The organism is Streptomyces sp. JLYT201, from assembly GCF_059448825.1.
This window is the reverse complement of record NZ_CM182551.1, coordinates 3474433-3497079: the sequence shown is the minus strand read 5'-3', so window position 1 is coordinate 3497079 and position 22647 is coordinate 3474433. Positions and strand designations below refer to the sequence as shown.

At 70.0% G+C, this 22647-nt stretch carries 21 protein-coding genes; all 21 read left to right on the top strand.

The window, feature by feature from the left end:
• Window positions 1–97 precede the first annotated feature (97 nt).
• The 21 genes from AC5WAM_RS13890 to AC5WAM_RS13790 all read left to right on the top strand — a co-directional run bounded on the left by AC5WAM_RS13890 (window position 98) and on the right by AC5WAM_RS13790 (window position 22622).
• Entirely contained in the window at window positions 98–1387 is a 1290-nt protein-coding gene (locus AC5WAM_RS13890) for a homoserine dehydrogenase (protein WP_495523583.1), read from the top strand.
• Window positions 1388–1393: 6 nt separating this feature from the next.
• Complete coding sequence (gene thrC, locus AC5WAM_RS13885; RefSeq protein WP_366790243.1) at window positions 1394–2452, top strand: threonine synthase; 1059 nt, start codon at window positions 1394–1396, stop codon at window positions 2450–2452.
• Between the two features lie 311 nt (window positions 2453–2763).
• Window positions 2764–3681 carry a homoserine kinase gene (thrB, locus tag AC5WAM_RS13880; RefSeq protein ID WP_138961820.1) on the top strand — a complete coding sequence of 306 codons (918 nt, stop codon included), beginning with the start codon at window positions 2764–2766 and terminating at the stop codon, window positions 3679–3681.
• 387 nt (window positions 3682–4068) lie between these two features.
• Entirely contained in the window at window positions 4069–6111 is a 2043-nt protein-coding gene (rho, locus tag AC5WAM_RS13875) for a transcription termination factor Rho (protein WP_366790241.1), read from the top strand.
• Window positions 6112–6470: 359 nt separating this feature from the next.
• Entirely contained in the window at window positions 6471–7595 is a 1125-nt protein-coding gene (locus AC5WAM_RS13870) for an LCP family protein (RefSeq protein ID WP_366790240.1), read from the top strand.
• A 171-nt stretch (window positions 7596–7766) separates the two neighbouring features.
• The gene (gene rpmE / locus AC5WAM_RS13865; protein ID WP_138961823.1) at window positions 7767–7991 is read left to right on the top strand and encodes a 50S ribosomal protein L31; all 225 of its coding nucleotides are present in this window, start codon (window positions 7767–7769) and stop codon (window positions 7989–7991) included.
• Between the two features lie 136 nt (window positions 7992–8127).
• Entirely contained in the window at window positions 8128–9204 is a 1077-nt protein-coding gene (prfA, locus tag AC5WAM_RS13860; protein WP_366790239.1) for a peptide chain release factor 1, read from the top strand.
• Window positions 9205–9243: 39 nt separating this feature from the next.
• Window positions 9244–10089: a peptide chain release factor N(5)-glutamine methyltransferase gene (gene prmC, locus AC5WAM_RS13855; RefSeq protein WP_172383823.1), complete on the top strand. Its 846-nt coding sequence runs from the start codon at window positions 9244–9246 to the stop codon at window positions 10087–10089.
• A 107-nt stretch (window positions 10090–10196) separates the two neighbouring features.
• Window positions 10197–10844, top strand: a complete 648-nt coding sequence (locus AC5WAM_RS13850; protein ID WP_138961826.1) for an L-threonylcarbamoyladenylate synthase — start codon at window positions 10197–10199, stop codon at window positions 10842–10844.
• Window positions 10841–11539, top strand: coding sequence for an arsenate reductase/protein-tyrosine-phosphatase family protein (locus AC5WAM_RS13845; protein ID WP_495522761.1), 699 nt, complete (start codon window positions 10841–10843; stop codon window positions 11537–11539). The genes AC5WAM_RS13850 and AC5WAM_RS13845 overlap by 4 nt, the downstream gene beginning before the upstream one ends.
• Window positions 11540–11782: 243 nt before the next feature.
• Entirely contained in the window at window positions 11783–13057 is a 1275-nt protein-coding gene (gene glyA / locus AC5WAM_RS13840) for a serine hydroxymethyltransferase (RefSeq protein ID WP_495522760.1), read from the top strand.
• Between the two features lie 102 nt (window positions 13058–13159).
• Complete coding sequence (locus AC5WAM_RS13835; protein WP_495522759.1) at window positions 13160–14530, top strand: MraY family glycosyltransferase; 1371 nt, start codon at window positions 13160–13162, stop codon at window positions 14528–14530.
• A gap of 261 nt (window positions 14531–14791) precedes the next feature.
• Window positions 14792–15253 carry a Cg1360 family ATP-synthase-associated protein gene (locus tag AC5WAM_RS13830; RefSeq protein ID WP_138961829.1) on the top strand — a complete coding sequence of 154 codons (462 nt, stop codon included), beginning with the start codon at window positions 14792–14794 and terminating at the stop codon, window positions 15251–15253.
• Between the two features lie 228 nt (window positions 15254–15481).
• Window positions 15482–16300, top strand: a complete 819-nt coding sequence (gene atpB / locus AC5WAM_RS13825) for a F0F1 ATP synthase subunit A (RefSeq protein ID WP_495522758.1) — start codon at window positions 15482–15484, stop codon at window positions 16298–16300.
• 76 nt (window positions 16301–16376) lie between these two features.
• Window positions 16377–16613, top strand: coding sequence for an ATP synthase F0 subunit C (gene atpE / locus AC5WAM_RS13820; RefSeq protein ID WP_138961830.1), 237 nt, complete (start codon window positions 16377–16379; stop codon window positions 16611–16613).
• Window positions 16614–16649: 36 nt separating this feature from the next.
• Window positions 16650–17207: a F0F1 ATP synthase subunit B gene (locus AC5WAM_RS13815; RefSeq protein ID WP_030685168.1), complete on the top strand. Its 558-nt coding sequence runs from the start codon at window positions 16650–16652 to the stop codon at window positions 17205–17207.
• Entirely contained in the window at window positions 17204–18025 is an 822-nt protein-coding gene (locus AC5WAM_RS13810; protein ID WP_366790236.1) for a F0F1 ATP synthase subunit delta, read from the top strand. The genes AC5WAM_RS13815 and AC5WAM_RS13810 overlap by 4 nt, the downstream gene beginning before the upstream one ends.
• A gap of 124 nt (window positions 18026–18149) precedes the next feature.
• Window positions 18150–19742, top strand: coding sequence for a F0F1 ATP synthase subunit alpha (atpA, locus tag AC5WAM_RS13805; protein ID WP_366790235.1), 1593 nt, complete (start codon window positions 18150–18152; stop codon window positions 19740–19742).
• Between the two features lie 20 nt (window positions 19743–19762).
• Complete coding sequence (locus AC5WAM_RS13800; protein ID WP_366790234.1) at window positions 19763–20680, top strand: F0F1 ATP synthase subunit gamma; 918 nt, start codon at window positions 19763–19765, stop codon at window positions 20678–20680.
• Complete coding sequence (gene atpD, locus AC5WAM_RS13795) at window positions 20680–22116, top strand: F0F1 ATP synthase subunit beta (protein WP_366790233.1); 1437 nt, start codon at window positions 20680–20682, stop codon at window positions 22114–22116. The genes AC5WAM_RS13800 and atpD overlap by 1 nt, the downstream gene beginning before the upstream one ends.
• 131 nt (window positions 22117–22247) lie before the next feature.
• Window positions 22248–22622 carry a F0F1 ATP synthase subunit epsilon gene (locus AC5WAM_RS13790; protein WP_138961835.1) on the top strand — a complete coding sequence of 125 codons (375 nt, stop codon included), beginning with the start codon at window positions 22248–22250 and terminating at the stop codon, window positions 22620–22622.
• Window positions 22623–22647: the final 25 nt, after the last annotated feature.

Sequence of the window (22647 nt, the reverse complement as noted above, 5' to 3'; positions counted from 1 at the left end):
GAAATGGATGTCTCACGATCCGGACTTTGGTTAGAAACACCGTTCCGGTGGGTGAGACTGGACCCACCGTACTTGGAGAAGGAAACGAGGTCGGATGATGCGTACGCGTCCGCTGAAGGTGGCGCTGCTGGGCTGTGGGGTCGTCGGCTCAGAGGTGGCGCGCATCATGACGACGCACGCCGACGACCTCACAGCCAGGATCGGCGCCCCGGTGGAGCTCGCCGGGGTCGCCGTCCGGCGCCCCTCCAAGGTGCGTGAGGGCATCGACCCGGCGCTCGTGACGACGGACGCCACCGCGCTCGTCAAACGCGGGGACATCGACGTCGTCGTCGAGGTCATCGGCGGCATCGAGCCCGCCCGCACCCTCATCACCACCGCCTTCGAGCACGGCGCCTCCGTGGTCTCGGCGAACAAGGCGCTCATCGCCCAGGACGGCGCGGCCCTGCACGCCGCCGCCGAGCAGCACGGGCGCGACCTCTACTACGAGGCGGCCGTCGCGGGCGCGATCCCGCTGATCAGGCCGCTGCGCGAGTCGCTCGCCGGTGACAAGGTCAACCGCGTCCTCGGCATCGTGAACGGCACGACCAACTTCATCCTCGACAAGATGGACACCACGGGCGCGGGCTACCAGGAAGCCCTGGACGAGGCCACCGCCCTCGGGTACGCGGAGGCCGACCCGACCGCCGACGTCGAGGGCTTCGACGCCGCCGCCAAGGCCGCGATCCTCGCCGGCATCGCCTTCCACACCCGGGTGCGCCTCGACGACGTCCACCGCGAGGGGATGACCGAGGTCACCGCGGCCGACTTCGCGTCCGCGAAGCGCATGGGCTGCACCATCAAGCTGCTCGCCATCTGCGAGCGGGCCGCCGACGGCGGCTCCGTCACCGCCCGCGTGCACCCCGCGATGATTCCGCTCAGCCACCCGCTGGCCAGCGTCCGCGAGGCGTACAACGCGGTCTTCGTGGAGGCCGAGGCCGCGGGCCAGCTCATGTTCTACGGCCCCGGCGCGGGCGGCGCGCCGACCGCCTCCGCCGTCCTCGGCGACCTGGTCGCGGTGTGCCGCAACAAGCTCGGCGAGTCCACCGGACCCGGTGACTCCGCCTACACCCAGCTGCCCGTGAGCTCCATGGGCGAGGTCGTCACGCGGTTCCACATCAGCCTCGACGTGGCCGACAAGCCGGGCGTGCTCGCCCAGGTGGCCACGGTCTTCGCCGAGCACGGTGTCTCCATCGACACCGTCCGCCAGACGGTCAAGGACGGCGAGGCCTCCCTCGTCGTCGTCACGCACCGCGCGCCCGACGCCGCCCTCACCGGCACCGTCGAGGCGCTGCGCAATCTCGACACCGTGCGTGGTGTCGCCAGCATCATGCGGGTTGAAGGGGAGTAAGCAGCAATGACCCACCAGTGGCGCGGAATCATCGAGGAGTACCGGGACCGTCTCCCCGTCTCCGACACCACGCCGGTCGTGACGCTCCGTGAGGGCGGGACGCCGCTCGTGCCCGCGCAGGTGCTCTCCGAGCGCACCGGCTGCGAGGTCCACCTCAAGGTCGAGGGCGCGAACCCGACGGGGTCCTTCAAGGACCGCGGCATGACCATGGCGATCACCAAGGCCAAGGAGGACGGCGCCAAGGCCGTCATCTGCGCCTCCACCGGCAACACCTCGGCGTCGGCCGCCGCCTACGCCGTCCGCGCGGGCATGGTCTGCGCGGTCCTGGTGCCGCAGGGCAAGATCGCCCTGGGCAAGATGGGCCAGGCGCTCGTCTACGGCTCGAAGATCCTCCAGGTCGACGGCAACTTCGACGACTGCCTGAACCTGGCCCGCGGCCTGTCCGAGAACTACCCGGTGGCCCTGGTCAACTCGGTCAACCCCTACCGCATCGAGGGCCAGAAGACCGCCTCGTTCGAGATCGTGGACGCCCTCGGCACCGCCCCGGACATCCACGTCCTGCCGGTCGGCAACGCGGGCAACATCACGGCCTACTGGAAGGGCTACAAGGAGTACGCCGCCGACGGCGTGGCCACGAGCACCCCGCGCATGTGGGGCTTCCAGGCCTCCGGATCGGCGCCCATCGTGCGCGGCGAGATCGTCAAGGACCCCTCGACGATCGCCACCGCGATTCGCATCGGCAACCCCGCGTCGTGGCAGCACGCCCTCGCCGCGCGTGACGAGTCGGGCGGCTTCATCGACGAGGTGACGGACCGTGAGATCCTGCGCGCCTACAAGCTGTTGGCCTCCCAGGAGGGCGTCTTCGTCGAGCCCGCCTCCGCCGCGTCCGTCGCCGGTCTGCTGAAGGCCGCCGAGCAGGGCAAGGTCGACCAGGGCCAGCGCATCGTCTGCACGGTCACCGGCAACGGCCTCAAGGACCCGGACTGGGCGGTCGCGGGTGCCCCGCAGCCGGTCACCGTCCCGGTGGACGCGGCGGCCGCCGCGGAGCGCCTGGGCCTGGCGTAACACCCCGCCCCGGGCGGCGCCCCCGGCGGAACGCCGGATTCAGCCCGGGGCAAACCTCTCAACTCCCCACAGGGGGTGCACAGGGGGCTCGCGACACGCATCGTGCGCCTCCTGTGCGCCCTATGTCGCCGCAGAACCTTCCTTCGATAGGCTGTAGCGAACCCGCCCCGCCGCATATGCCGCGGTGCCGCTCGCCGAAGCGGCCTTCGGGTGCTGCCGTCCGTCACAGGTCGAGGCCGGTCGAAGCCGGTCGAGGCCCGTCGCGGCGGCAAGTCCTCCAGACAACAGAGCTCAAGGAGAGTCATCGAGCGATGGCCGGTCCCGCGTTCCGCGCCGCCGCCGTCAGGGTGCGCGTCCCCGCCACCAGCGCCAACCTCGGCCCGGGCTTCGACGCCCTCGGCCTGTCGCTGGGGCTCTACGACGACGTGGTCGTCCGCGTCGCCGACTCCGGCCTGCACGTCGACATCGCAGGCGAGGGCAGCGACACCCTCCCGCGCGACGAGTCGCACCTGCTCGTACGCTCCCTGCGCACCGCCTTCGACCTGCTCGGCGGGCAGCCGCGCGGCCTGGAGGTCGTCTGTGCCAACCGCATCCCGCACGGGCGCGGCCTCGGCTCCTCGTCCGCCGCGATCTGCGCCGGGATCGTCGCCGCGCGCGCGGTGACCATAGGCGGCGAGGCCCGGCTCGACGACGCCGCGCTCCTGGAGCTGGCCACCGAGATCGAGGGCCACCCCGACAACGTCGCGGCCTGCCTGCTCGGCGGCTTCACGGCCTCCTGGATGGACGGCTCCGCGGCCCGCGCCATCAGGATGGACCCCGTCGATTCCATCGTTCCGGTGGTTTTCGTGCCCGGAAAGCCCGTGCTCACCGAAACCGCCCGCGGACTGCTGCCGCGCACCGTCCCGCACGTGGACGCGGCCGTCAACGCGGGCCGGGCGGCCCTGCTCGTCGAGGCCCTGACCAGGCGCCCCGAGCTGCTGCTGCCCGCCACCGAGGACCGCCTGCACCAGGAGTACCGCGCCCCGGCCATGCCGGAGAGCGCCGCCCTGGTGGAGAGCCTGCGCGCCGACGGCGTACCCGCGGTGATCTCCGGCGCGGGGCCCACGGTCCTCGCGCTGGTCGACGACAGTGCGGCCGACAAGGTCGCACGCCTGGCGGGCGAGGGCTGGGCGGCGAACCGCCTGGCACTGGACCCGGCGGGCGCGAGTGTGCTGCCACTGGCTCCCTGACCCGGGAGGACGGCGCACTCGGGGTGTCCGGATTTGGAGAGGGGGAATGTTTGTTGGATCCGGTAGTGTTAACCTCAAGTCTGCACCCGACCCCACCATGGCGAGGTGCTTTGTGTCCCCGTCCGGGACATCCATCCTTCCGGGAGCCTCCCAAACTGCTCTGTGCTTCGCACTGAGCGGTGCCGAGCACGCTCCGGAACCGGCGTGACCGAGCCGAGTGACCACCGCACCTCAGTGGCCCGGCATCGGGAAGCGCCACATCTGTGAACTCTTCCGCCGCGTTGGCGGACCACCGCCCCGGCACGGTCCACACACCAAGGACCGCCGGACAGCACAACCGGTCGCCGAGCCAGACAGGCCGACGTCCGCTCCAGGGAAGGACCCTTCGTGAGCGACACCACCGATCTGATGGGCGTGACTGCCGACACGCCCGCCACGGACGCCTCTGCGGCGCCTGCCACCGGTGCTTCGGCCGGGTCCCGGCGGCGCCGCGGCACCGGCCTCGAGGGCATGGTGCTGGCCGAACTGCAGCAGGTCGCATCGGGCCTCGGAATCAAGGGCACCGCGCGGATGCGCAAGAGCCAGCTGATCGAGGTCATCAAGGAGGCGCAGGCCGCGGGGGGAGCCCCGGCCAAGGCCGCCGCGGGCGCCGACACGGCCCAGGCCCCGGCCAAGCCGAAGCGCCGCGCGACCTCCAAGGCGCGCACCGGCGAGGCCGCCGAGAAGGCCGCCACGTCCGACGACGCTCCGGCCGAGCAGCCCAAGGCCCCGGCCCAGCAGCAGATCGACATCCCCGGCCAGCCCGCGAGCGACGACAAGCCGGGCCGCGGCCGCCGCCGCGTCACCGCCGAGGCCGGCAGCCCCGAGACCGTCTCCGCCGAGGCCAAGAGCCAGGGCGAGGCGAAGGCCGAGGCCCCCAGGGCCGAGCAGGCCGAGGCGAAGTCCGACCGCGGCGAGCGCGCCGACAAGGGCGACGACCAGCAGGGCGAGGGCCGCCAGGGCCGCCGCGACCGCCAGGGCCGTGGCCGCGACCGCGGCGAGCGGGGCGACCGCGGTGACCGCCAGGACCGCGGTGACCGCGGCGACCGCCGTGGCAACAAGGGCGACGAGCAGCAGGGCGGCAACCGCAAGGACCAGGGCGGCCGCCAGGACCGTCAGGACCGCAAGGAGCAGGACGACTTCGACGACGACGGCAGCGGCCGCCGCGGCCGGCGCGGCCGCTACCGCGACCGCCGTGGCCGTCGTGGCCGCGAGGACTTCGCGGGCGAGCCGCAGCTGTCCGAGGACGACGTCCTGATCCCGGTCGCGGGCATCCTGGACATCCTCGACAACTACGCGTTCATCCGTACGTCGGGCTACCTCCCCGGTCCCAACGACGTGTACGTCTCCCTCGCCCAGGTCCGCAAGAACGGCCTGCGCAAGGGTGACCACGTCACCGGTGCGGTGCGCCAGCCCAAGGACGGCGAGCGCCGCGAGAAGTTCAACGCCCTGGTGCGCCTGGACTCCGTCAACGGCATGGCGCCCGAACACGGCCGCGGGCGGCCGGAGTTCAACAAGCTGACGCCCCTTTACCCGCAGGACCGGCTCCGTCTGGAGACCGACCCGGGCGTGCTGACCACCCGCATCATCGACCTGGTCGCGCCCATCGGAAAGGGCCAGCGCGGTCTGATCGTGGCCCCGCCGAAGACCGGCAAGACCATGATCATGCAGGCGATCGCCAACGCGATCACGCACAACAACCCCGAGTGCCACCTGATGGTCGTCCTGGTCGACGAGCGTCCGGAAGAGGTCACCGACATGCAGCGGTCGGTGAAGGGCGAGGTCATCTCCTCGACCTTCGACCGTCCTGCCGAGGACCACACCACGGTCGCCGAGCTCGCCATCGAGCGCGCCAAGCGGCTGGTGGAGCTGGGCCACGACGTCGTCGTCCTGCTCGACTCGATCACGCGTCTGGGCCGTGCGTACAACCTCGCCGCCCCGGCCTCCGGCCGCATCCTGTCCGGTGGTGTCGACTCGACCGCCCTGTACCCGCCGAAGCGCTTCTTCGGTGCGGCCCGCAACATCGAGGACGGCGGCTCGCTGACCATCCTCGCCACCGCCCTGGTGGACACCGGGTCCCGCATGGACGAGGTCATCTTCGAGGAGTTCAAGGGCACCGGCAACGCCGAGCTCAAGCTCGACCGCAAGCTCGCCGACAAGCGCATCTTCCCCGCGGTGGACGTCGACGCGTCCGGCACCCGCAAGGAGGAGATCCTGCTCGGCAGCGACGAGCTCGCCATCACCTGGAAGCTGCGCCGGGTGCTGCACGCGCTCGACCAGCAGCAGGCCATCGAGCTGCTCCTGGACAAGATGAAGCAGACGAAGTCGAACGCCGAGTTCCTGCTCCAGATCCAGAAGACGACCCCGGCGCCGGGCAACGGCAACGACTGACCGCCGCGGGCGCCGCGCGCAGGCTGACCGGAAGGGCCGGTCCCGTCATCCGACGGGGCCGGCCCTTCCGCATGCGGAGGACATGCGACGACAAGCGGTCATCAGGTTTCGGCCAAGAGACCTTGACCACACGCATAAGAGATTCTCACGATCACGCGCGGTAGCGCCGTGCCACGCGAAAGCGCAGGTGGGGGGCCGAAAGTACGAGACGGCAGAAACACTGGGTAACTGGTGGACCCCGGGGCGCACACAGGTCGCTATGCAACCCTTCTTTCGGTTTCGACGTCTGACAAGTGACGGAAAGCCACGCCTGACCCTGAAAGCAGGGGGTAGCCGAACGGACGAGGACTGAGGAGCGCATGACCGACGAGAGCAGGTCCGCCGACGCGAAGCCGAAGCATCGCGGCAAGCGCGGCAAGCGCCGCAAACCGCGCAGCACGCGCAAGAAGGCCCTCGTCATATCCGCCTGGACCGCCGCGGGTGTGGTGGTGCTCGGCGGCACCGGCCTCGGCTACGTCTACTTCAAGCTCAACGGCAACATCAAGGGCGTCGACATCAACGCCGCGCTCGGCACCGACCGCCCCCTGGACGTCGACAACGGCTCCCAGGACATCCTCGTCCTCGGCTCCGACTCGCGCTCCGGCGACAACGGCAAGTACGGCAAGGACGAGGGCGCGGCCCGCTCCGACACCGCGATGATCGTCCACGTCTACAAGGGCCACAAGAAGGCCAGCGTGGTCTCCATCCCCCGCGACACCCTCATCACCCGGCCCGAGTGCGCCGTCAAGGACGGCGACGGCAAGACCGACCCGGGCGGCGAGCGCAAGATGTTCAACACGGCGTACGAGGTGGGCGGCCCGGCCTGCGCGGTGAAGACCGTCGAGAAGATGTCCGGCATCCGCATGGACCACTACGTCGAGGTCGACTTCACGGGCTTCAAGAAGCTCATCGACACCCTCGGCGGCGTGGAGATCACCACCAAGCAGGCGATCAAGGACAAGGACAGTCACCTCGATCTGCCCGCGGGCGACCACAAGCTGAACGGCGAGCAGGCCCTCGGCCTCGTCCGCACCCGGCACGCCGTCGGCGACGGCAGCGACCTCGGCCGCATCCAGCTCCAGCAGGCCTTCATCAAGGCGCTGATCAACCAGGTCAAGGACATCGACCTGTTCGGCAACCCGAAGAAGCTCTGGGACCTCGCGGACGCCTCGACCAGCGCCATCACCACCGACTCCGACCTGGACTCGGTCAAGGACCTCGCGGGCTTCGCGAACGGCCTCAAGGGCATCGGCTCCGGCGACATGAAGATGGTCACGCTGCCGATCCAGTACGACCCGGCGGACCGGAACCGCGTCCTGCCCCTGGAGGAGGCCGGCCGCCAGGTCTGGGACGCCCTCCGCGCGGACAAGCCGATCCCCAAGTCGGCCACCGACAAGTCCGCGGGCGACAAGGGCGCCGCGGGCAAGGTCGTGACCAGCGAATAAGCCCGCCGGACGACCGGCGGACAGGCCCGCCGGAGGGCTCCGGGAATACTTCCGGGCCCACCCCGGTTTGGGCAGATGCGGCCGGTCCTGGCAAACTGGTCCGTCGGCCCCGGTTCACGCACCCGCATCCCGCGCTTGCGACCCGGAGCCCTCCCGAAACTAGGAGACACCTTGAAGCGCGACATCCACCCCGAGTACGTCGAGACGCAGGTCAGCTGCACCTGTGGCGCGTCGTTCACCACCCGTAGCACGATCTCCGGCGGCGCCATCCGCGCCGAGGTCTGCTCCGAGTGCCACCCGTTCTACACGGGCAAGCAGAAGATCCTCGACACCGGTGGCCGTGTGGCCCGCTTCGAGGCCCGCTTCGGCAAGGCTGCCGGCTCCGCCAAGAAGTAGCGAGCCACCTGCGCCGGTCTTCGGCCGCCCTCGTTCGCGGGGGTGGCCGGGACCGGCGTTTGCCGTCTGTCGCAGAAGCAGCCACGCAGCCCTGCGCGAGCCCCGCTCGCGTACCGAAGAACCCAGGAGCCCGAAGATGTTCGAGGCGGTCGAGGAACTGATCGGCGAGCACGCCGATCTGGAGCAGAAGCTCGCCGACCCGTCGGTCCACGCCGACCAGGCCAACGCGCGCAAGCTCAACAAGCGCTACGCCGAGCTGACCCCGATCGTCGCCACGTACCGGACCTGGAAGCAGCTCGGTGACGACATCGACACCGCGCGTGAGCTGGCGGCCGAGGACCCCGACTTCGCCGCCGAGGTCAAGGACCTCACCGAGAGCCGCGACGAGGTCACCGAGAAGCTGCGGCTGCTGCTCGTGCCCCGTGACCCCAGCGACGACAAGGACGTCATCCTGGAGATCAAGGCGGGCGCGGGCGGCGACGAGTCGGCCCTGTTCGCGGGCGACCTCCTGCGCATGTACCTGCGGTACGCCGAGCGCGTCGGCTGGAAGACCGAGATCATCGACTCCACCGAGTCCGAGCTCGGCGGCTACAAGGACGTCCAGGTCGCCGTGAAGACCAAGGGCGGCAACGGCGCCACCGAGCCCGGCCAGGGCGTCTGGGCCCGGCTGAAGTACGAGGGCGGCGTGCACCGCGTGCAGCGCGTGCCCGCGACCGAGTCGCAGGGCCGCATCCACACCTCCGCGGCCGGCGTGCTCGTCACGCCCGAGGCGGAGGAGGTCGACGTCGAGATCAACATGAACGACCTGCGCATCGACGTCTACCGCTCCTCGGGCCCCGGCGGCCAGTCCGTCAACACCACCGACTCGGCCGTGCGCATCACGCACATCCCGACCGGTGTCGTCGCCTCCTGCCAGAACGAGAAGAGCCAGCTCCAGAACAAGGAGCAGGCCCTGCGTATCCTGCGCTCCAGGCTGCTCGCGGCGGCCCAGGAAGAGGCGGAGAAGGAGGCCGCGGACGCCCGCCGCAGCCAGGTCCGCACCGTCGACCGCTCCGAGAAGATCCGTACGTACAACTTCCCGGAAAACCGCATCTCCGACCACCGCGTGGGCTTCAAGGCGTACAACTTGGACCAGGTCCTTGACGGCGAGCTCGACGCGGTCATCCAGGCCTGTGTCGACGCGGACTCCGCCGCGAAGCTCGCCGCCGCCTAAGCCCACCACCCCGTCGTACGACCGTCCCGGAGGACCAGCGTGAACCTGCTGCTAGCGGAAGTGGCCCAGGCCACCCAGCGGCTGGCCGACGCCGGCGTGCCCTCGCCGCGCAACGACGCGGAGGAGCTCGCCGCCTTCGTGCACGGGGTGAAACGGGGCGAGCTGCACTCCGTCAAGGACGCGGACTTCGACGCCCGCTACTGGGAGGCGATCGCCCGCCGCGAGGCCCGCGAGCCGCTCCAGCACATCACGGGCCGCGCGTTCTTCCGCTATCTGGAGCTCCAGGTCGGCCCGGGCGTCTTCGTCCCGCGCCCGGAGACCGAGTCGGTCGTCGGCTGGGCCATAGACGCGGTCCGCGCGATGGACGTCGTCGAGCCGCTCATCGTCGACCTGTGCACCGGCAGCGGCGCCATCGCCCTCGCCCTGGCCCAGGAGGTGCCGCGCTCGCGCGTGCACGCCGTGGAGCTGTCCGAGGACGCCCTGAACTGGACCCGCAAGAACGTCGAGGGCTCCCGGGTCACCCTGCACGCCGGTGACGCGCGCACGGCCCTGCCGGAGCTCGACGGCCAGGTCGACCTCGTCGTCTCCAACCCCCCGTACATCCCGCTCACGGAGTGGGAGTACGTTGCGCCGGAGGCCCGGGACTACGATCCCGAACTCGCCCTGTTCTCCGGAGAGGACGGCCTCGACCTGATCCGCGGCATCGAGCGCACCGCGCACCGGCTGCTGCGGCCGGGCGGAGTCGTCGTCGTGGAGCACGCCGACACCCAGGGCGGTCTGGTGCCGTGGATCTTCACCGAGGAGCGTGGCTGGGCCGACGCGGCCGACCACCCCGACCTGAACAACCGGCCGCGGTTCGCGACCGCCCGCAAGGCGCTGCCGTGATCACGGCGGCGACGCAGAAGACGAGGTACGTGACCGGCGCCCAGGCACCGGCCGCGTACGAGCACGACGAGTACGTGGACCAGTACGTGTACGAGGAGGCCCGCTAGATGGCACGGCGATACGACACCAACGACGCGACCGACCGTACGACCGGTCTGCGCGAGGCCGCGTCCGCCGTCCGCCGCGGCGAACTGGTGGTGCTGCCGACGGACACGGTGTACGGCGTGGGCGCGGACGCCTTCAGCCCGGAAGCCGTCGCCGACCTCCTCGACGCCAAGGGGCGCGGGCGGAACATGCCGACGCCCGTGCTCATCGGCTCCCCGAACACCCTCCACGGCCTCGTCACGGACTTCTCCGAGTCCGCCTGGGAGCTCGTCGACGCCTTCTGGCCCGGAGCCCTCACCCTCGTCGCCAAGCAGCAGCCCTCGCTCCAGTGGGACCTGGGGGACACCCGGGGCACCGTCGCCATCCGCATGCCGCTGCACCCCGTCGCGATCGAGCTGCTCACCGAGGTCGGCCCCATGGCGGTGTCCTCGGCGAACCTCACCGGACACCCGGCGCCCGAGGACTGCGACGCCGCCCAGGAGATGCTGGGCGACTCCATCTCCGTCTACCTGGACGGCGGCCCCACCCCCGGCATCGTCCCCTCCTCCATCGTGGACGTCACCGGCAAGGTCCCCGTCCTGCTGCGCGCCGGGGCGCTCGACGCGGACGAGCTCCGCAAGGTGGTACCCGACCTCGAGGTGGCCAATTGACAGCCCCTGAGACGGGGCGTGGCATAGCGGGCCTCCCGGGCTTCCCGGACCCCGCCGGGGACGAGGGGGGCCTGCGCTCCCTCAAGGCCCCCGGCACCTTCCGCATCCTCCACGTCAGCACCGGCAACGTCTGCCGCTCGCCGATCACCGAGCGGCTCACCCGGCACGCCCTCGCCGACCGGCTCGGCGACCCCGGCACCGGCGGGCTCGTCGTGGAGAGCGCGGGCACCTGGGGCCACGAGGGCGCGCCCATGGAGACCCACGCCGAGACGGTCCTCGCCGACTTCGGGGCGGACGCCACCGGCTTCGTGGGCCGCGAGCTCCTCGACGACCACGTCATCCGGGCCGACCTCGTCCTCACCGCGACCCGGGACCACCGGGCCCAGGTCATCTCCATGGGGCACTCGGCCGGGCTGCGGACCTTCACCCTGAAGGAGTTCACCCGGCTCGTGCGGGCCATAGACCCCGCGACGCTGCCGGACCCCGAGGGGGCCGACGGCGTGGTCGAGCGTGCCCGCGCCCTGGTGCGGGCCGCGGCCGCGCTGCGCGGGTGGCTGCTCGCCCCCAACGTGGAGGCCGACGAGGTCTACGACCCCTACGGCGCGCCCCTGCCCTTCTTCCGCTCCGTGGGCGGCGAGATCCAGCAGGCCCTCGACCCGGTCGTCACGGCCCTGACGGGCGTGCCCCAGGCGTAGGCCCTCGCGGGGCGCCCCCGACCCACCCCTTCCCGATCCGGGGACTGCCGCCCCCGCGCCCCCGCCCTTATCGGCGCTCCGCGCCTCGTCCTCAAACGCCGGACGGGCTGGAAGATCCAGCCTCTCCGGCGTTTGAGGAGCGGGGTCTGGGGCGGAGCCCCAGGAAGCGGGAAGGGGCGGGTCAGGGGCGCCCCGCGAGGGCACCGCCGCGCGCATCATTCCGGGCGCGCCTACATTGGAGAGATGACGACGGCCAGCCCAAGGCGCCCCGCCGCCCCGGCGGCGTACGCCGCGCTGCGCCGCCAGGACCCCGAACTCGCGGAGGTCCTGCTCGGCGAGACGACCCGGCAGTCCGCCACGCTCCAGCTCATCGCCGCCGAGAACTTCACCTCGGAGGCCGTCCTGACGGCCCTGGGCTCCCCGCTGGCGAACAAGTACGCCGAGGGCTACCCCGGCGCCCGCCACCACGGCGGCTGCGAGTTCGTGGACGTCGCGGAGCGCCTCGCCGTGGACCGCGCCAAGGCCCTCTTCGGCGCCGAGCACGCCAACGTGCAGGCCCACTCGGGCTCGTCCGCCGTCCTCGCCGCCTACGCCGCACTCCTGCGCCCGGGGGACACCGTCCTCGCGATGGGTCTCCCGTACGGAGGACATCTCACCCACGGCTCGCCCTCGAACTTCTCGGGCAGGTGGTTCGACTTCGTCGGCTACGGCCTCGACCCGGAGACCGGCCTCATCGACTACGCGCAGGTGCGCGCCCTGGCCCGAGAGCACCGGCCGAAGGCCGTCGTGTGCGGCTCCATCGCCTATCCGCGCCACATCGACTACGCCGCCTTCCGCGAGGTCGCCGACGACGTCGGGGCCCATCTGATCGCCGACGCCGCCCACCCCATCGGCCTGGTCGCGGGCGGCGCGGCGCCCAGCCCGGTGCCGTACGCGGACGTCGTGTGCGCCACCACCCACAAGGTGCTGCGCGGCCCGCGCGGTGGCTTGATCCTGTGCGGCGCGGGCCTCGCCGAGCGGATCGACCGGGCGGTGTTCCCGTTCACCCAGGGCGGCGCGCAGATGCACACCATCGCCGCCAAGGCGGTGGCCTTCGGCGAGGCGGCGACCCCCGCCTACACCGCGTACGCCCATCAAGTCGTGGCGAACGCACGGGTGTTGGCCGAGGCCCTGGCGGGGGAGGGGTTCGCCGTCAGCACCGGCGGCACGGACACCCACCTGGTGCTCGCCGACCCCGCCCCGCACGGAGTGGACGCCCGGACGGCCCGGGGCCGGCTCGCCGCGGCGGGTCTGGTTCTGGACACCTGTGCGCTGCCCCAGGGCGACGGCCGCGGCCTGCGCCTGGGCACGGCAGCCGTCACCACCCAGGGGATGCGGGAGGCGGAGATGGCACGCGTCGCCGCGCTGTTCGCGGCGGCCGTCCGGGAGGAGGGCGACGTCAGGGCGGCGGTCCGGGACCTCGCGGGCCGGTTTCCCCCCTATCCGGGCCGGGCAGGCGACGGGATCACGGCGCTGTAGCGGAGTTGTGCAACGATCGTCGCTACCCGGAAGTGCCCAACCTTATGCGCGCGAAGCTAGGGTGTGGTGCTGAGATGGCCAGCGATACCTGTGGGGAAGCCCGTGCGTGAATATCTGCTGACGCTCTGCATCACGGCCGCGGTGACCTACCTGCTGACCGGCCCGGTGCGGAAGTTCGCGATCGTGGCCGGTGCCATGCCGGAGATCCGCGCGCGCGACGTGCACCGGGAGCCGACGCCCCGGCTCGGCGGTATCGCGATGTTCTTCGGCCTGTGCGCGGGCCTCCTGGTGGCCGACCACCTGCCCAACCTCAACGAGGTGTTCACGAAGTCGAACGAGCCGCGCGCGCTGCTGTCCGGCGCCGCCCTGATCTGGCTCATCGGCGTCCTGGACGACAAGTTCGAGATCGACGCGCTGATCAAGCTCGGCGGCCAGATGATCGCCGCGGGCGTCATGGTCGTACAGGGCCTGACGATCCTGTGGCTGCCCGTCCCGGGCTACGGCACGGTCTCGCTGACCCAGTGGCAGGGCACCCTCCTGACGGTCGCCCTCGTCGTCATCACCATCAACGCCGTGAACTTCGTCGACGGCCTGGACGGCCTCGCCGCGGGCATGGTGTGCATCGCCGCCACCGCGTTCTTCATGTACGCGTACCGCATCTGGTACGGCTACGGCATCGAGGCCGCCGCCCCCGCGACGCTCTTCGCGGCCATCCTGATGGGCATGTGCCTCGGCTTCCTGCCGCACAACATGCACCCGGCCAGGATCTTCATGGGCGACTCCGGCTCCATGCTCATCGGGCTCGTGCTCGCCGCCGGCGCCATCTCCATCACCGGGCAGGTCGACCCGGACGCGATGAAGCTGAACCTCGGCGGCAGCTCCCGCGACGCCACGCACGCGATGCTCCCCGTCTTCATCCCGCTGCTCATGCCGCTGACGATCATCGCGATCCCGTTCGGCGACCTGGTGCTGGCCATCGCGCGCCGCACCTGGAAGGGCCAGTCGCCGTTCGCCGCCGACCGGGGGCACCTGCACCACCGGCTCCTGGACGTCGGGCACTCGCACAGCCGCGCGGTGCTGATCATGTACTTCTGGTCGGCCCTCATCGCGTTCGGCACCGTCGCGTACTCGGTCCACTCGACGAACATGTGGATCCTGCTCCTGATCGTCGCCCTCAGCGCCGTGGGCCTGGTGCTGCTCCTGCTGCCCCGCTTCACCCCGCACGCGCCCCGCTGGGCGGAGAACTTCGTGCCGCCGAGGTACCGGAGCAGGCGCTCCTCCGCGGCCGGTGCAGCGGCCACTGAGCGTGCCGACGGGGCCTCCGGGGCGGAGGCGTACGGGACGGACGGGGCGGACGGGCCGGGGGAGACTTCCGAGAGCCGGCCGGCCGTCGGCGCGGGCGTCAACGGAGCGACCGCGCTCGGCACCCGCCCGCGCTTCCTGGACCGGCGCAAGGCGGGGTCGTCACGTTGACGCCGACCGGCAAAGCCGCCCTTTAGCAGACAAAGTGACGGCCCGTATGCACAGACGCGCGGATTACTTCTCATGTGTGACAGCGAGCACACCGGACAGGTAAAGACCTCATCAAATAGTTTGTGATACGGTTCACGAGACCCGGCGACAGAGCCGAAGGACCGTAGTGCGACGGTCCATTGGCCCGAGGACCCCGCTCGGACCGGGTCTACGCTCGTCCATGACGACACCCTGCCCCCATCAGTAAGCGGAGTTGCCGCCATGCCGTCTCAAGACACCCGGACTCTCCTGCAGTCCGCCGTCCCCACTGCCGCCGTCGGCGCGATCACCGCCGTGGTCAGTGGTGTGGTCGCGGGCGGCAAGGGGGCGCTCGGTGCCGTCATCGGCACGGCTGTGGTCATCGCCTTCATGGGGCTCGGCCTGTTCGTCCTGCAGCGGACGGCAAAATCGCTTCCGCAGCTCTTCCAGGCGATGGGCATGATGCTCTACGTCGCGCAGCTGCTGTTGCTTCTCATCTTCGTGGGTCTGTTCAAGGACACCACCGCGTTCAATCCGAAGTCCTTCGCGCTCGCTCTCGTCATCGCCACCGTCGCCTGGATGGCGTCGCAGGCTCGCGCGCACATGAAGGCCAAGATCCTCTACGTCGAACCCGAACCCGAACCTTCCTCGGTTGCCGCCTCCCAGAAGAGCGACAAGCCGGAGAAGCCGGGGTCGGAGACGTGAGAGGTAGGGCCGGGATAAATGCCCGTTCGAGATGCTGCTATCGTCCGGTGCCAACTGCGGCACTGCAGGCGCGGGCATCTGAGCTGACGCCTGCACCATCGCGAGGCTCGATGCCTGACCGCCGCTCACACTTCCGAAACACCAGTCCGGTGCCGATCCGCGGCCGCGTGCCGCGCCGACTCGACAACGAGGTTGCCGTACCCATGCTTCACGCCGAAGGAGCCCGCGGTGAGTGCTGAACAAACTGAGCTCGCCTTTGACTGGAGCTGTCGGATCATGTCCGACAACGGCTGTGGCTTCCCGGCCCCGGGCCTGCACTCGTTCCTCTTCAAGCCGATCTTCGAGGTCGGTGGGTTCGAGTTCAACAAGGTGATGCTGCTCGCGCTGATCACGACCCTGGTCGTCATCACCTTCTTCTACGCCGCCTTCGGCAAGGCCAAGGTCGTGCCGGGCAAGCTCCAGATGATCGGCGAGGCGGGTTACGACTTCGTCCGCCGCGGGATCGTCTACGAGACCCTCGGCAAGAAGGAGGGCGAGAAGTACGTCCCCCTCATGGTCTCGATGTTCTTCTTCATCTGGATCATGAACATCTGGTCCGTGGTGCCGCTCTCGCAGTTCCCGGTCTCGTCGGTCTTCGCGTACCCGGTCGTGCTCGCGCTCATCACGTACCTGATCTGGGTGCCGCTGACCTTCAAGCGCCACGGCTTCGTGGGTGGTTGGAAGAACATCACCGGCTACGACAACTCGCTCGGCCCGATCAAGTGGCTGGTGTCGTTCATCGAGTTCTTCTCGAACCTGCTGGTGCGTCCCTTCACGCACTCCGTGCGACTCTTCGCCAACATGTTCGCCGGTCACCTGATGCTGGTGATGTTCACCGTCGCCTCCTGGTACCTGCTGAACAGCTGGATGATCCCGGCCGCCGGCGTCTCCTTCGTGATGACGGTCGCCATGATCTGCTTCGAACTCTTCGTGCAGGCCGTCCAGGCGTACGTCTTCGTGCTCCTCGCCTGCACCTACATCCAGGGCGCTGTCGCCGAGCACCACTGACACCACCCGCCCCGCAAGCCCCCAGACGCCCGGTGGCCAACCCCCACCGGTCCAAGAAAGAGAAGGAAGAGACAGCATGTCCGCTGTTCAGCTCGCCGCAGAGGTTTCCGGCTCCCTCGGTTCGATCGGCTACGGCCTCTCCGCGATCGGCCCCGGCATCGGCGTCGGCATCGTCTTCGGCAAGGGCACCGAGGCCCTGGCCCGTCAGCCCGAGGCCGCCGGTCTGATCCGTGCCAACCAGATCCTGGGCTTCGCCTTCTGTGAGGCGCTCGCCCTCATCGGCATCGTTATGCCGTTCGTGTTCGGTCAGTAATTACTAACCGACACATTTTCGACGAAAGGCACTGATGTGATCGCCAACCTGGTTCAGCTGGCGGCCGAGGAGAAGCAGAACCCGCTTATTCCTCCGGGCCCCGAGCTGCTTGTCGGCGCCATTGCCTTCGCCATCGTTTTCTTCTTCTTCTGGAAGAAGCTCCTCCCGAACATCAACAAGGTTCTGGAAGAGCGCCGGGAGGCGATCGAAGGCGGTATCGAGAAGGCCGAGGCCGCCCAGACCGAGGCCCAGAGCGTTCTTGAGCAGTACAAGGCTCAGCTCGCCGAGGCACGGCACGAGGCCGCGCGACTGCGCCAGGAGGCGCAGGAGCAGGGCGCCCAGCTCATCGCCGAGATGCGGGCCGAGGGCCAGCGGCAGCGCGAGGAGATCGTCGCCGCCGGTCACTCCCAGATCGAGGCCGACCGCAAGGCCGCCGCGCAGGCGCTGCGTCAGGACGTGGGCCAGCTGGCCACCGAACTGGCCGGCAAGCTCGTCGGCGAGTCCCTCGAGGACCACGCCCGCCAGAGCCGCACCATCGACCGCTTCCTCGACGAGCTCGACGAGAAGGCGACGAAGGCCGAGGCGACTCGATGACAGCGCATGGAGCGAGCCGCGAGGCCCTTGCCGCCGCGCGCGAGCGCCTCGACGCGCTGACGGACAACACCGGAGTGGACGCGGGGCGGCTCGCGGACGAGCTGGCCGCCGTCACCGCGCTGCTCGACCGGGAGGTCTCGCTGCGTCGGGTCCTGACCGACCCGGCGCAGGCCGGCGAGGCCAAGGCCGAGCTGGCCGGGCGCCTGCTCGGCGGCAAGGTCGGCGGCGAGACCGCTGACCTGGTGGCCGGCATGGTCCGCTCCCGCTGGTCCGCCTCGCGCGACCTGGTGGACGCCCTCGAGGAGCTGGCGGACGTCGCCGACCTGACCGCCGCGCAGAAGTCGGGCGCGCTGGACGCGGTCGAGGACGAGCTGTTCCGCTTCGGTCGGATCGTCACCTCCAGCACCGAGCTGCGGGCGGCCCTGACCGACCGCGCGGCCACCGCCACGGCCAAGAGCGGGCTGCTGCGCAGCCTGCTCGGTGGCAAGGCCGCGGCGACCACGGAGCGTCTCGTCGAGCGCCTTGTGACCGCGCCCCGTGGACGTAGCCTGGAAGCGGGACTCGAGTCCCTCTCCAAGCTGGCCGCGGACCGTCGGGAGCGCATGGTCGCCGTCGTCACGTCGGCCGTTCCGCTGTCGGACCCGCAGAAGCAGCGGCTCGGCGCGGCGCTCGCCAAGATCTACGGGCGTCAGATGCACCTGAACCTCGACGTGGACCCCGAGGTCCTCGGCGGGATCCGGGTGCAGGTGGGCGACGAAGTCATCAACGGCTCCATCGCGGACCGCATCGAGGACGCGCACCGCCGCATGGCGGGCTAGCAACTCAACAAGCAAGACCGAACGGCCCGAGTTGGGCCGTGCAGAGGATTCACCTCTTCCTGGGGGGAGTCCCCATCCCCCCCAAGTGAAACTTCGGGCCCAACAAGGAGAGCAGGGAACCCAGATGGCGGAGCTCACGATCCGGCCGGAGGAGATCCGGGACGCGCTGGAGAACTTTGTCCAGGCGTACAAGCCGGACGCGGCCTCGCGCGAGGAGGTCGGTACGGTCACCCTGGCCGGCGATGGCATCGCGAAGGTCGAGGGCCTGCCCTCGGCCATGGCCAACGAACTGCTGAAGTTCGAGGACGGCACCCTCGGCCTGGCGCTGAACCTCGAAGAGCGCGAGATCGGTTCGATCATCCTCGGTGAGTTCAGCGGCATCGAGGAGGGTCAGTCGGTGCAGCGCACCGGCGAGGTCCTTTCGGTCGCGGTGGGCGAGGGCTACCTCGGCCGCGTCGTCGACCCGCTCGGCAACCCGATCGACGGCCTCGGCGAGATCGAGACGTCCGGCCGCCGCGCCCTCGAACTGCAGGCCCCCACGGTCATGCAGCGCAAGTCGGTGCACGAGCCGATGGAGACGGGCTACAAGGCCGTCGACGCGATGACCCCGATCGGCCGCGGTCAGCGTCAGCTGATCATCGGTGACCGCCAGACCGGCAAGACCGCCCTGGCCGTCGACACGATCATCAACCAGCGCGACAACTGGCGCTCGGGCGACGTGAACAAGCAGGTCCGCTGCATCTACGTCGCCATCGGCCAGAAGGGCTCCACCATCGCCTCCGTGCGCGGCGCCCTCGAAGAGGCCGGCGCGCTGGAGTACACGACCATCGTCGCCGCCCCGGCGTCCGACCCGGCGGGCTTCAAGTACCTGGCCCCCTACACCGGTTCGGCCATCGGCCAGCAGTGGATGTACGAGGGCAAGCACGTCCTCATCATCTTCGACGACCTCTCGAAGCAGGCCGACGCCTACCGCGCCGTGTCCCTGCTGCTCCGCCGCCCGCCGGGGCGCGAGGCCTACCCGGGTGACGTCTTCTACCTGCACTCCCGCCTCCTCGAGCGCTGCGCGAAGCTCTCGGACGAGATGGGCAAGGGCTCGATGACCGGTCTGCCGATCGTCGAGACCAAGGCGAACGACGTGTCGGCGTTCATCCCGACCAACGTCATCTCCATCACCGACGGCCAGTGCTTCCTGGAGTCGGACCTGTTCAACGCCGGTCAGCGCCCCGCCCTGAACGTCGGCATCTCCGTCTCCCGAGTCGGTGGTTCCGCGCAGCACAAGGCGATCCGCCAGGTCTCCGGCCGACTGCGCGTCGACCTCGCCCAGTTCCGTGAGCTGGAGGCGTTCGCCGCCTTCGGTTCCGACCTGGACGCCGCGTCGAAGGCGCAGCTGGAGCGCGGCCAGCGCATGGTCGAGCTGCTGAAGCAGGCCCAGTACCAGCCGATGGCCACCGAGGACCAGGTCGTCTCCATCTGGGCCGGCACCACCGGCAAGATGGACGACGTGCCCGTCGCCGACATCCGCCGCTTCGAGAAGGAGCTGCTGGACTACCTGCACCGCAAGGAGCAGGGCCTGCTCACCTCCATCAAGGAGGGCGCGAAGATGTCCGACGACACGATCACGGCCATCGGTGACGCCGTCGCCGCGTTCAAGAAGCAGTTCGAGACCTCGGACGGCAAGCTTCTCGGCGAGGACGCTCCTGCCGCTGCCGGCAAGTGACGACGGAAGGGACCTGACTCATGGGAGCCCAGCTCCGGGTCTACAAGCGTCGCATCAAATCCGTCTCGGCGACCAAGAAGATCACCAAGGCGATGGAGATGATCGCCGCCTCGCGCGTCGTCAAGGCGCAGCGCAAGGTGGCGGCCTCCACGCCGTACGCGACCGAGCTCACCCGCGCGGTCACGGCTGTCGGTACCGGTTCGAACACCCAGCACCCGCTGACGACGGAGGCGGAGACGGCGACGCGTGCCGCCGTGCTGCTCCTGACCAGCGACCGCGGTCTGGCCGGTGCCTTCAACTCCAACTCCATCAAGGCCGCGCAGCAGCTGACCGCGCGCCTTGAGGCCGAGGGCAAGGAGGTCGACACGTACATCGTCGGCCGCCGCGGTGTGGCCTACTACAACTTCCGCGAGCACAAGATCGCGAAGCAGTGGACCGGCTTCACCGACCAGCCCGAGTACGCGGACGCCAAGACGGTCGCGGCCCCGCTGATCGAGGCCATCGAGAAGGACACGGCGGAGGGCGGCGTGGACGAGCTCCACATCGTCTACACCGAGTTCGTCTCGATGACGACGCAGACGGCGGTGACCGGCCGGCTGCTGCCGCTCAGCCTCGACGCGGTGGCGGAGGAGTCGAACGCGAAGAGCGAGATCCTTCCGCTGTACGACTTCGAGCCGTCGGCGGAGGACGTCCTCGACGCCCTCCTGCCGCGCTACGTCGAGAGCCGCATCTACAACGCGCTGCTGCAGTCGGCTGCCTCCAAGCACGCCGCCACGCGCCGCGCGATGAAGTCGGCGACCGACAACGCCGGGGACCTGATCCAGAATCTGTCCCGGCTTGCCAACGCGGCCCGCCAGGCCGAAATCACCCAGGAAATCAGCGAGATCGTCGGTGGCGCCAGCGCCCTGGCCGACGCGAACGCGGGGAGTGACAAGTAATGACGACCACTGTTGAGACCGCGACGGCCACGGGCCGCGTCGCCCGGGTCATCGGCCCGGTCGTCGACGTGGAGTTCCCCGTCGACGCCATGCCGGACATCTACAACGCCCTGCACGTCGAGGTCGCCGACCCGGCGCAGGACGGTGCCAAGAAGACGCTGACCCTCGAGGTCGCCCAGCACCTGGGCGACGGCCTGGTCCGCGCCATCTCGATGCAGCCCACCGACGGCCTGGTCCGCCAGGCCTCGGTGACCGACACCGGTGCCTCCATCACGGTGCCCGTGGGCGACTTCACCAAGGGCAAGGTGTTCAACACCCTCGGTGAGGTGCTGAACGTCGACGAGCAGTACACGGGCGAGCGCTGGGGCATCCACCGCAAGGCTCCGAACTTCGACGAGCTCGAGTCGAAGACCGAGATGTTCGAGACCGGCGTCAAGGTCATCGACCTCCTCACCCCGTACGTCAAGGGTGGAAAGATCGGTCTGTTCGGCGGCGCCGGCGTCGGCAAGACGGTGCTCATCCAGGAGATGATCTACCGCGTCGCCAACAACCACGACGGTGTCTCCGTGTTCGCCGGTGTCGGCGAGCGCACCCGTGAGGGCAACGACCTCATCGAGGAGATGTCGGACTCGGGCGTCATCGACAAGACCGCCCTCGTCTTCGGCCAGATGGACGAGCCCCCGGGCACCCGTCTGCGCGTGGCCCTCGCCGGTCTGACCATGGCGGAGTACTTCCGCGATGTGCAGAAGCAGGACGTGCTGTTCTTCATCGACAACATCTTCCGCTTCACCCAGGCCGGTTCCGAGGTCTCCACGCTGCTCGGCCGCATGCCGTCCGCCGTGGGTTACCAGCCGAACCTGGCCGACGAGATGGGTCTCCTCCAGGAGCGCATCACGTCGACCCGTGGTCACTCGATCACCTCGATGCAGGCGATCTACGTCCCCGCGGACGACCTGACCGACCCGGCCCCGGCCACCACCTTCGCCCACCTCGACGCGACGACGGTTCTCTCCCGTCCGATCTCCGAGAAGGGCATCTACCCGGCCGTGGACCCGCTGGACTCCACGTCCCGCATCCTGGACCCGCGGTACATCGCGCAGGACCACTACGACACCGCCATGCGGGTCAAGAACATCCTGCAGAAGTACAAGGACCTCCAGGACATGATCGCCATCCTCGGCATCGACGAGCTCGGCGAGGAGGACAAGCTGGTCGTCTCCCGCGCCCGTCGCGTGGAGCGCTTCCTGTCCCAGAACACCCACGTCGCCAAGCAGTTCACCGGCGTCGACGGTTCGGACGTGCCCCTCGACGAGTCGATCGCGGCCTTCAACGCGATCTGCGACGGCGAGTACGACCACTTCCCCGAGCAGGCGTTCTTCATGTGCGGTGGCCTCGATGACCTCAAGGCCAACGCCAAGGAGCTCGGCGTCTCCTGAGTCCCGGTGACTCTCGGGGGAGGGGCGGGCACGGCCCTCGCGGGGACCGCGTCCCGCCCCTCCCCACACGCCACGTAGAATTTGACCCAACACCCGGCTGAACCGCCGGGTGGTGACCCGAGGAGCCACCCTTGGCTGCTGAGCTGCATGTCGAGCTGGTCGCCGCGGACCGCAGTGTCTGGTCCGGCGAGGCCACCCTGGTCGTCGCGCGCACCACGTCCGGCGACATCGGCGTCATGCCCGGTCACCAGCCGCTGCTCGGTGTGCTGGAGTCGGGCCCGGTGACCATGCGTACGAGCGACGGCGGAACCGTCGTCGCCGCCGTGCACGGCGGATTCATCTCGTTCGCGGACAACAAGCTGTCGCTGCTCGCCGAGATCGCCGAGCTGTCCGACGAGATCGACGTCCAGCGTGCGGAGCGGGCGCTCGAGCGTGCCAAGTCGGAGGCCGACGCCTCCGCCGAGCGGCGCGCCGACGCCCGACTGCGTGCGGTGGCGACGCGCTGACCCCAGCGCGCGGCGTAACGTGACT

What these genes read in the sequence shown, in the direction of transcription:
- thrC (WP_366790243.1), top strand. Translation starts at nt 1,394, where the DNA reads ATGACCCACCAGTGGCGCGGAATCATCGAGGAGTACCGGGACCGTCTC.
- atpA (WP_366790235.1), top strand. Translation starts at nt 18,150, where the DNA reads ATGGCGGAGCTCACGATCCGGCCGGAGGAGATCCGGGACGCGCTGGAG.
- glyA (WP_495522760.1), top strand. Translation starts at nt 11,783, where the DNA reads ATGACGACGGCCAGCCCAAGGCGCCCCGCCGCCCCGGCGGCGTACGCC.
- AC5WAM_RS13870 (WP_366790240.1), top strand. Translation starts at nt 6,471, where the DNA reads ATGACCGACGAGAGCAGGTCCGCCGACGCGAAGCCGAAGCATCGCGGC.
- AC5WAM_RS13850 (WP_138961826.1), top strand. Translation starts at nt 10,197, where the DNA reads ATGGCACGGCGATACGACACCAACGACGCGACCGACCGTACGACCGGT.
- AC5WAM_RS13800 (WP_366790234.1), top strand. Translation starts at nt 19,763, where the DNA reads ATGGGAGCCCAGCTCCGGGTCTACAAGCGTCGCATCAAATCCGTCTCG.
- AC5WAM_RS13830 (WP_138961829.1), top strand. Translation starts at nt 14,792, where the DNA reads ATGCCGTCTCAAGACACCCGGACTCTCCTGCAGTCCGCCGTCCCCACT.
- AC5WAM_RS13810 (WP_366790236.1), top strand. Translation starts at nt 17,204, where the DNA reads ATGACAGCGCATGGAGCGAGCCGCGAGGCCCTTGCCGCCGCGCGCGAG.
- prfA (WP_366790239.1), top strand. Translation starts at nt 8,128, where the DNA reads ATGTTCGAGGCGGTCGAGGAACTGATCGGCGAGCACGCCGATCTGGAG.
- atpE (WP_138961830.1), top strand. Translation starts at nt 16,377, where the DNA reads ATGTCCGCTGTTCAGCTCGCCGCAGAGGTTTCCGGCTCCCTCGGTTCG.
- atpD (WP_366790233.1), top strand. Translation starts at nt 20,680, where the DNA reads ATGACGACCACTGTTGAGACCGCGACGGCCACGGGCCGCGTCGCCCGG.
- thrB (WP_138961820.1), top strand. Translation starts at nt 2,764, where the DNA reads ATGGCCGGTCCCGCGTTCCGCGCCGCCGCCGTCAGGGTGCGCGTCCCC.
- AC5WAM_RS13890 (WP_495523583.1), top strand. Translation starts at nt 98, where the DNA reads ATGCGTACGCGTCCGCTGAAGGTGGCGCTGCTGGGCTGTGGGGTCGTC.